The organism is Sphingobacterium bovisgrunnientis, assembly GCF_009829085.1.
In the GTDB taxonomy this organism is placed as follows: domain Bacteria; phylum Bacteroidota; class Bacteroidia; order Sphingobacteriales; family Sphingobacteriaceae; genus Sphingobacterium; species Sphingobacterium bovisgrunnientis.
On sequence record NZ_WUQY01000158.1, the window covers coordinates 1 to 418 of the forward strand.

Here is a 418-nt window from a genome sequence, read left to right on the forward strand (position 1 = left end):
ACCAACAAAACAAACGAAAGTTGATTTGGATGCTAGATTAGCCCAAAAAAAATGTTTGACTCTTTTTTTGGAAATTTTTGGATTGAAACTCAAAAATAATTACTGGACAAATGAACACGAAGAACACAAAAAAAAAAAAAAACAAGGACTCACAGAAATAAAAATGATAGATGACTTGAATTCTAGAATTGTGCTCTGATACCAACTGATGTGAACCCGACCAAGAACAGGCTTGGGAACCCACGAACAAGAAGAACAAACCTAAGAAAGCGAGAAATCACGCCGAGCAAAGCTTCAACCTGACCCTTCGTTCGACCCGTACCAAGAACCAAGATTCCACGTGAGGAATCTGACCCGTTGATTACCGGAACTAGAACCGTGCAGTGGGAACGCCACAAAAGGACTGCAATCTCCTTTT

Annotated in this window: 1 protein-coding gene; it reads left to right on the forward strand. The window is 40.0% G+C overall.

Features of this window, described 5'->3' with window-relative positions; translation table 11 throughout:
• On the forward strand, positions 1 to 199 hold a 199-nt coding region (locus tag GOQ16_RS17770; protein WP_204987524.1), incomplete at its 5' end, for a hypothetical protein.
• Between the last annotated feature and the right edge of the window lie 219 nt (positions 200 to 418).